This is a genomic window from Streptomyces sp. MnatMP-M17, assembly GCF_900091995.1.
Taxonomy (GTDB): Bacteria; Actinomycetota; Actinomycetes; order Streptomycetales; family Streptomycetaceae; genus Streptomyces.
This window is the reverse complement of the sequence record NZ_FMDK01000281.1, coordinates 1-7,830: the sequence shown is the minus strand read 5'-3', so window position 1 is coordinate 7,830 and position 7,830 is coordinate 1. Positions and strand designations below refer to the sequence as shown.

Annotated in this window: 8 protein-coding genes and 1 pseudogene; 4 read left to right on the top strand and 5 right to left on the bottom strand. The window is 69.6% G+C overall.

From position 1 onward, the window contains the following. Window positions 1–108 precede the first annotated feature (108 nt). The 4 genes from GA0115259_RS13350 to GA0115259_RS13335 form a co-directional block, all read right to left on the bottom strand. Complete coding sequence (locus GA0115259_RS13350) at window positions 109–1,680, bottom strand: beta-N-acetylhexosaminidase (protein WP_093595625.1); 1,572 nt, start codon at window positions 1,678–1,680, stop codon at window positions 109–111. Window positions 1,681–1,692: 12 nt separating this feature from the next. Next, window positions 1,693–2,442: a carbohydrate ABC transporter permease gene (locus GA0115259_RS13345; protein ID WP_093595634.1), complete on the bottom strand. Its 750-nt coding sequence runs from the start codon at window positions 2,440–2,442 to the stop codon at window positions 1,693–1,695. Window positions 2,443–2,558: 116 nt separating this feature from the next. Beyond that, window positions 2,559–3,503: a carbohydrate ABC transporter permease gene (locus tag GA0115259_RS13340; protein WP_093595622.1), complete on the bottom strand. Its 945-nt coding sequence runs from the start codon at window positions 3,501–3,503 to the stop codon at window positions 2,559–2,561. Continuing rightward, the gene (locus GA0115259_RS13335; protein ID WP_176732535.1) at window positions 3,500–4,747 is read right to left on the bottom strand and encodes an extracellular solute-binding protein; all 1,248 of its coding nucleotides are present in this window, start codon (window positions 4,745–4,747) and stop codon (window positions 3,500–3,502) included. Before GA0115259_RS13335 ends, GA0115259_RS13340 begins: the two co-directional genes overlap by 4 nt. Before the next feature lie 244 nt (window positions 4,748–4,991). Between GA0115259_RS13335 and GA0115259_RS13330 the strand changes: the two genes are divergently transcribed. From GA0115259_RS13330 to GA0115259_RS13320, 3 genes are read left to right on the top strand one after another with little or no spacing between them, the layout of a single operon-like run. Beyond that, on the top strand, window positions 4,992–5,855 hold the full coding sequence (locus GA0115259_RS13330) for a GntR family transcriptional regulator (protein WP_237539972.1): 864 nt from the start codon (window positions 4,992–4,994) through the stop codon (window positions 5,853–5,855). Window positions 5,856–5,902: 47 nt separating this feature from the next. Further along, the gene (locus GA0115259_RS13325) at window positions 5,903–6,691 is read left to right on the top strand and encodes a GntR family transcriptional regulator (RefSeq protein WP_093595619.1); all 789 of its coding nucleotides are present in this window, start codon (window positions 5,903–5,905) and stop codon (window positions 6,689–6,691) included. 58 nt (window positions 6,692–6,749) lie between these two features. Continuing rightward, window positions 6,750–6,980, top strand: coding sequence for a dodecin (locus GA0115259_RS13320; RefSeq protein WP_093595616.1), 231 nt, complete (start codon window positions 6,750–6,752; stop codon window positions 6,978–6,980). Window positions 6,981–7,047: 67 nt separating this feature from the next. Here the strand turns inward: GA0115259_RS13320 and GA0115259_RS41760 are convergent. After that, window positions 7,048–7,533: pseudogene (locus tag GA0115259_RS41760) on the bottom strand (hypothetical protein); the annotation flags it as partial. A 66-nt stretch (window positions 7,534–7,599) separates the two neighbouring features. On the opposite strand from GA0115259_RS41760, the gene GA0115259_RS41755 reads away from it, so the two are divergent. Next, window positions 7,600–7,830: LLM class flavin-dependent oxidoreductase (locus GA0115259_RS41755; protein WP_256097992.1), on the top strand; the 231-nt coding region annotated here is incomplete at its 3' end.

Sequence of the window (7,830 nt, the reverse complement as noted above, 5' to 3'; positions counted from 1 at the left end):
CCGGTGCGCTGCTCGTGAGTGTGCTGCTCATAGGTGCGCCGCTCGTCGGTGCGGTGGTGTCTGTCGGTGGAGCGGTGTTCGTCGGCGCGGTGGTGTTCTCCTGTGCGGTCATCGACCGGTTTCCTCTCCTGGTGGGGGACCGAGCGGGGAGTGGTACGGGAATCGGTGTACGAGGTCGTGCGGGAGGCGGCTCGGCACGCGGAGCGCGTCGAGCCGGGTTCGGTGGTGGATCAGCCGCCGCTGGAAGCCCGGCCAGTCCCGGTGCGGCGACCAGCCGGTCTCGGCGAGCGCGCAGAGCCGTGGGAACGCCAGATACTCGGCGTGCGCGGCGGTGGGTACGTACTCGCTCCAGAGCTGCGCCTGAGTGCCCAGGACCCGGGCGGCGGCGGCCGGTTCCCAGGCGGCGGGCGCGGGCTCCAGCTCGTACACATCGCGCAGGGACACCACACCGCCCGGCTGACCGGGCGGCTCGTCGGGACCGTCGCTCTGCGGGTAGTCGAGATAGGTGGAGCGGTACGGTGCCATGATCACGTCCTGGCCCCGGCGCGCGGCGGTGAGCCCGTGCTCGGCGGCCCGCCAGGGCACGGCGGTGAAGCCGACGGGCAGATCGCTCCCGGACTCGGTCCAGCCCAGCGGCCGTCGGCCGTTCTCGGTGAGAAAGCCGCCGACGCGCGCCATGAACCAGCCGTGCAGCGCCTCCGGCCCCAAGAGCCCTTCGGCCGCGGCCCGTCGGCGCGCGTCGGGCGAGCGCTCCCACTCGGTGGTGGGGCACTCCTCACCGCCCACATGCACATGCGGCGACGTAAAGGTCTCCATGACCTCGTCCAGTACGGTGCGGCAGAAGTCGAGTACCTGGTCATGGACGCCGAGGACGTTCTCGCACACGCCCCAGCGGTCCCACACCGTGAGTCTGCGCGAGGGCACATTGCCGAGTTCGGGATACGCGGCGAGCGCGGCCCGCGCGTGACCGGGCATCTCTATCTCCGGTACGACGGTGACACCACGGGCCGCGGCGTACGCGACGAGACCGCTGAGCTCCTGGCGGGTGTAAGCGCCGCCGTGCGGCTCGCCGCCCACCTCGGTGAGCTTCGGATACGCGGCGACGGGCATCCGCCAGCCCTGGTCGTCGGTGAGATGCAGATGCAGCACATTGAGCTTGTGCAGGGCGAGCAGATCGGTGAACCGGCGCAGAAAGGAGACCGGCCGGAAGCGCCGGGCCACATCGAGCATGGCACCGCGCCAGGCGAACCGCGGTACGTCCGTGATCTGTACGCACGGCAGCGACCACTCCGTATCGCGCGCCGGTCCGTCCGACAGCGCCTGTGGCGGCAGGAGCTGACGGAGTGTCTGAACGCCGCGCAGCAGGCCCGCCCGGCCGCCCGCGCGCAGCAGTACGGCGTCGGCGCCGACGGTCAGCCCGTATCCCTCCTCGCCCAGTCCGCCGAGGGCGGGATCGAGGACGAATACGATCCGGCCGTCGTCGGCGCCCGGCAGCGGCAGTCCGGTGGCGGGAGCGAGCAGCGTACGGAGCAGGGCGGCGGCATCCTCGGCGCCGCCTGGGGCCGCGCGTACCGCGGTGTGTTCGTCGAGTGTGAACTTCCCTGGAAGCGGGGCCAGTTGGGACGGCCGTGGCACGAGCTGGAGTCCGGCGCGGTGTGCGGCGGTCGTGGGGGTGGTCATGACGGTGGTCTCCTATCCCTTGACGGCGCCGCTGGTCATCCCGGAGGCGACCCGTCCCTGAAGGACGAGGAAGAGCACCAGAACGGGCAGGGCGAAGAGAGTGGAGGCGGCCATCGTGGCGCCCCAGTCGGTGCCGAAGACATTGGAGAACGAGGACAGCCAGACCGGGAGGGTGCGGTCGTCCTGGTTCTTGATGATCAGCATGTTGGCGAAGGCGAACTCGTTCCAGGCCGTGATGAATCCGAAGAGCGAGGTGGCGAGCAGTCCGGGAGCGAGCAGCGGCAGGGTGATCCGGCGGAAGGCGACCGCGCGGGTGCAGCCGTCGACCTGGGCCGCCTCCTCCAGCTCGACCGGGATGGCGGTGAGGAAGCCGCGCAGGGTGACGATGGTGAAGGGCAGAGTGATCATGAAGTAGATCAGGGTGAGCATCGACAGCTTGTCGAGCATGCCGGTGTCGCGGGCGATGACATACATCGGGATCAGCAGCGCTTCCCAGGGCGCCACTTGCGCGATGAAGACCATGAGGATGAAGCCTCTGCGGCCCTTCCAGCGCAGCCGGGCCACGGCGAACGCGGCGCCGAGGGCGACGATCAGCGCGAGCAGCACACAACCGGCCGTGACGGCGAGGCTGTTGCGCCAGAAGAGCCAGAATCCGTCCGCCTGGACGGCCTTGGTGAAGTGGTCGAGAGTGACCGAGGTCGGCAGGAACAGCGGTGTCTCGGACTGGATGTCCCGGGTCGGCTTGAAGGCGGTCAGCACCATCCAGTAGACGGGGAAGACGGAGAGGACGAAGACCAGCAGCGCGGCGGCGTGCAGCGGAAGCCGTCGTATCCGGGGTCGTATCCGGGCGCGGCTGACCAGGCTCGTGGAGGTCCGGCTCACAGCTCGGCCTCCTGCCGGAACATCTGACGGAAGTAGACGACCAGCACCGCCACGAGCAGCAGCACGGTGATGGTGGAGGCCGCCGCTCCCAGGTCGTAGCGGTGCAGGGACCGCGCGACGCGGTAGGCGTAGACGGGCAGTGTGGTGGTCGCGTCGCCGGGACCGCCCTTGCTGATGGCCCAGATCTGCGCGAAACACCGGAAGACCCAGATGACTTCGAGACAGAGCACCAGCGCGAAGAGCGGTCGCAGCACGGGCAGGGTGACGGAGCGGAAGATCCGGGCCGCGCCCGCGCCGTCGAGCCGCGCCGACTCGTACAGCTCCGCGGGGACGGTGAGCAGCGCGGCGTGCAGGGCGATGGCGGCGAACGGCACGGACTGCCAGACGACGAGCAGCACCAGGATCACAAAGGTGGCGCTGCCGTCGGCGAACCAGGAGTAGTTCTCGTACGACTCGAAGCCGAGCCGTACGAGCAGCCAGTTGACCACTCCGAGCCGGGACGAGAACAGCCACTGGAAGACCGTGGTGGTGGCGATGACCGGGCTGGCCCAGGCGAGCACCAGACCGCTCATCACCAGCAGCCGCATCCGCCGGCCGAGATGCTGGAGCATCAGCGCGACAAGCGTGGCCAGCACCATGATCAGGACGACATTGACCGCGGTCCACCAGAAGGTCCGCCGTACGACCTCCCAGAACACGGAGTCGTCCAGGATCTCCCGGTAGTTGGCGAGCCCGGCGAACGGAGCGCCGCCGTGGATGAGTTGGCCCATTCCGTAGGTCTGGAATGAGATGACCAGATTGCGGACGAGCGGATAGACGAGCAGATACGCGGTGCCGAGCACGGTGGGCGCGATCAGCAGATACGGCCACAGGGCCCTGGGTATCCGGCCGGCCTCGGGTGTGGCCCCGGGTGTCCGGCGGGCCCTGGCTGCCGTCCTCATGAGCCGAGCGTCTTGGTGATGCTGTCGGACGCTTCCTTCGCGGCCTTCGCGGGATCGGTTCCGGTGAGCACCGCGGTCATGTACTGCTTGATCGGATTGGTGGCCTCGACGGCGGCCCACTGCGGCGAGTTGGGAGTCGCGCGGCCCCGCGCGGCGCCCGCGGCCATCGCCACCGTGCCCTCACTGCCCTGGACCGCGCCCGCGAGCGAGGTCCTGTTGGGAACATAGCTCATGGTCTTCGCCATGTCGGTCTGCCAGATGTCGCCCGCGAGCGCCTTGATCACCTGATAGGCGGCGTCCTGGTGGGCGGAGGCCTCCGGGACGATCAGATCGGAGCCGCCGGTGAAGACCGCGCCCGGTTCGCCCGCCGTCCTGCCCGGCACCGGGAAGAAGCCGATCTTTCCCTTCAGCTCGGGATTGGTCTCCTCGATGATCTTCGCTCCGCCGGGTACGGAGATGATCTGGGCGACGTCCCCCTTGGCGAAGACCTCCGCCTGCGGCGGTTTGGCCTCGTCGGAGTCCTTGGGTCCCTTCCCGAAAGCCTGGAGACGCCGGTAGAAGTCCATCCCGGCGAGCGCCTGAGGAGTGTCCAGCGCGCCCTTCCAGGCAGCGCCGGACCGTACGGCGAGATCGCCGCCCCGGTCCCAGATGAAGCCGGCCAGCGTGTACCAGTTCTGGCCCGGCAGATAGATGCCCTGGACCTGGCCCTTGTTGAGCTTCGCGGTGTCCGCGAGCCAGTCGTCCTGGGTGGCGGGCGGCGAGGTGATCCCGGCCTCGGCGAAGTGGTCCTTGTGGTAGAGGACGACCCGGTTGGCCGCGTACCAGGGAATGCCGTACTGCTTGCCGTCGATCTTCCCGGGCTCCGCGAGCCCGGGAAGCCAGTCCGCGCCGGACAGGTCCTCCGTACGGTCGGTGAGATCCTTGACGCCGCCGCTGGCGGCGTACTGGGCGACCTGCGTGTTGCCGACCTCGATGACATCGGGCGCGTCGGTGGAGGCGAGGGCCGCGGTGACCTTCTCGCCGATGCCGTCCCACTCCTGGATCTGGATGTCCAGGGCGATGTCCTTGTGCCGCCGCTCGAAGTCCTCGGTGAACCGGGTGAGGAAGTCCTCGGTGACGCTGTCCTTCATGATCCAGACAGTGAGCTTCTCCGGGCCTTCGGCACTGTCGGAGGAGGAGCCGCACGCACTGACGGCCAGGGTCGCCGCGAGCGCTGCGGCGCCGGCGATGAAGCGGATCTTCACGGGCCACCTCGATAGGGATTTACCAATTGGTCAACTGGTAAGGTGTGTGCCCAGAAGGTGGCATGGACCAATGTCGGCGTCAAGCCCCCGGAAAGCAGGCGCTGTTCGCAGGCATTGCTCGCAGGTGCCCGCAGCTGTTCGCAGTGAACGTGCCGTTCGCTTGGTTACGATGGTGTTTACCAGTTGACCAGTCGGGGTCATATCTGGGTCATCGGGTACAGAAGCACGAGGGACGGAAGAGGTCATGCCCATGGGGAGCGGCTCGTCGGGTGGCTCGTCAGGTGCCGTACTCAAACGTGAGCGCGTACGGGAGTATCTGCTCGGCCTGATCGAGTCGGGCAGTGCGGGCGACGCGATCCCGTCCGAGCGCACCCTCTGCGCCGAACTCGGTGTCTCCCGTCCGACCTTGCGCACCGCGGTGGACGAACTCGTCGCCACCGGACAGCTCGTCCGCGAACACGGCCGCGGCATGTTCGTCGCACCCGCGAAGATCACCCAGGAACTCACGCCGGAGGACACGGCGTTCGTCGTTCCCAGGGCCTCCGGCACCTGGTCCAGCCGCGTCCTGGAGCGCACCACGTTCCAGGCGGGCGCCCGGATCGGCCGCAAGCTGCGCGTCTCGCCCGCCACGGAGCTGATCTATATCGCCCGGCTGCGGCTGGTCGACGGCTCGCCCATCGCGATCGAGCATCTCCACATCCCGGCCGAACTCGCTCCCGCCCTCACCCCGCAGGAGCTGGAGTCGGGCGAGCTGTACGACCATCTGAGGGAGCATCACCAGCTCTATGTTCACGAGGCCACCCAGTCCATCGAGCCGACGGTGGTCAGCGAGTCCGAGGCCGCGGTGCTGCGTGTCCCGGTGCTCTCTCCCGCCCTGCTCATCGAACGCCTGACTCTCGACACCTCGGGCCGTCCCGTCGAGTACGTCCACTCCCTCTACCGCGGCGACCGCTACCGGATCGTCTCCCGGCTGGCCCTGGGCACCCGGCCGTCCCATCCCCATCCTCATCCCCGCCCACGCCCGGACGGCCACCATCCGGGCATTCCGCCGGGCGACTTCGCCCACGACGGCATCATCACCTCGTCCACCACCGGTGATGCATACTGACCGCAGCTTCCGACGGCCCACCGTCCTACGGCTCACCGGGAGGGCCCGTGCGCGACACCCGTTCTCCTCACCCGGTGCTCAAGCGGGAGCGGGTACGGGAGTATCTGCTCGGCCTGGTCGACACCCGCGGGCCCGGCGACGCGATTCCGTCCGAGCGCACGCTCTGCGCCGAGCTGGGCGTATCGCGGCCCACGCTGCGGGCGGCGGTGGACGAGCTCGTCGCCACCGGACTGCTGGTCCGTGAACACGGCCGCGGCATGTTCGTCGCACCTGCGAAGATCACCCAGGAGCTGGTCGCCGAGGACCGCTCCGCCGTGGCGCCCAGGGCGCCGGGCGCGTGGTCGGCCCGGGTGCTGGAGTTCCGTACGGTCGGCGCGGGCGCGCGGGTCGGACGCAGACTGGGGCTCTCGCCCGCCGCCGAGGTCGTCTATGTGGCCCGGCTGCGGTTCGTGGACGGCGGGGCCGTGGCCCTGGAGTATCTGCATCTGCCCGCCGAGCTGGTCCCGGGGCTGACACCGGCGCGGATGGAATCCGGCTTCTACGCCTATCTGCGCGAGGAGGGGCGGATCACGCCGGCCGAGGCCGTGCAGTCGATCGAGCCGACGGTGCTGAGCGAGGACGAGGCGGCGCTGCTCGGCGTACCGGTGCTCTCACCGGCGCTGCTGTTCGACCGGATCACCTCGGACGCTTCGGGCCGGCCCGTGGAGTATGTGCGCTCCCTCTACCGTGGCGACCGCTACCGGATCGTCTCCCGGCTGGCCCTCGGGACCACGGCGGAGGACCGGCCGGCGCCGGACGCCTCGCGGAGCGCCGCGTGGTGGGGCACGGTGGAGTGAGAGCCGTGGCGTACGACGCACGAACGCGTGCGGGGCGTACGAGGAGAAGGGCGAGCCCATGTCCCACCACACCCACACCCATCACACGTACCGGGTCACCGAGATCGTCGGCACGTCCCACGAGGGAATGGACGATGCCATCCGCAACGGCATCGGCCGTGCGGCCCAGACGCTGCGCGGTCTCGACTGGTTCGAGGTGACGGAGGTCCGTGGCCATATCGAGGACGGCGACATCGAGCACTTCCAGGTCGGACTGAAGGTCGGGTTCCGTCTCGAAGGCGACGAGTGAGCGCGGACGGACGGGGCGCGGACAGACGGGGAAGCACGGGCGGATGGGGAAGCGCGCGGCCGGTCAGGGTCCGTCCCTGACGCTGCTGCGCGTCCTTGAGGACCTGTGACGTACTGGCCCAGCGGGCGCGCACGACCTGGAAACCCGCGCGTTCGGCCGCGGCGCAGACCAGCTCGTCGTCGTCCACGAGCATCCGGATCTCGCGGTTGCCGCCCAGCCGGCGCAGGATCTCCAGCTTGGTCGTACGGGCGGGCCTGCGGTCGTCGTTACGGCGCATCCAGATCCGGCCCTCGGGCAGACCGTGCTCGGCCAGCCAGGCCACGGTGTCCGCGCGGCTGCGCTCGGGCCGGCCGGTCAGATACATGACCTCGCACTCCTCGGCCGCTTTCAGCACCAGCCGTACGCCCTCGGCCAGCGGCGTGTCCTGCCCGGCAGCGGCGAAGAATCCGGCCCAGTCACGAGGCGCCCGCTCCAGGAAATGCTGGCGGTGACCGGTCTCCGCGAGGGTTCCGTCCAGATCGAACACGGCCAGCGGCCTGCTGCTACGGTCCATGCCGACCAGCCTAAGTGCTCTCCCGGGCCCCGGGAATCCTGGTACGAGCAGGGCGTTGAGTCCTGTGTGAGCACCGTAGCGAGCATTCCATTCTCCGTACTGGACCGCTCCCGCACCCGGCAGGGCCAGGACGGGCCGACGGCACTGCGCGACACCGTGCGGTTCGCGCGGCGGATCGAGGCGCTCGGCTACCACCGGTTCTGGGTCTCCGAGCACCACAGCGTGCCGGGAGTCGCCGGCTCCGCGCCGACCGTACTCGCGGCGGCCGTCGCCGCCGCGACCTCGACGATCCGCGTC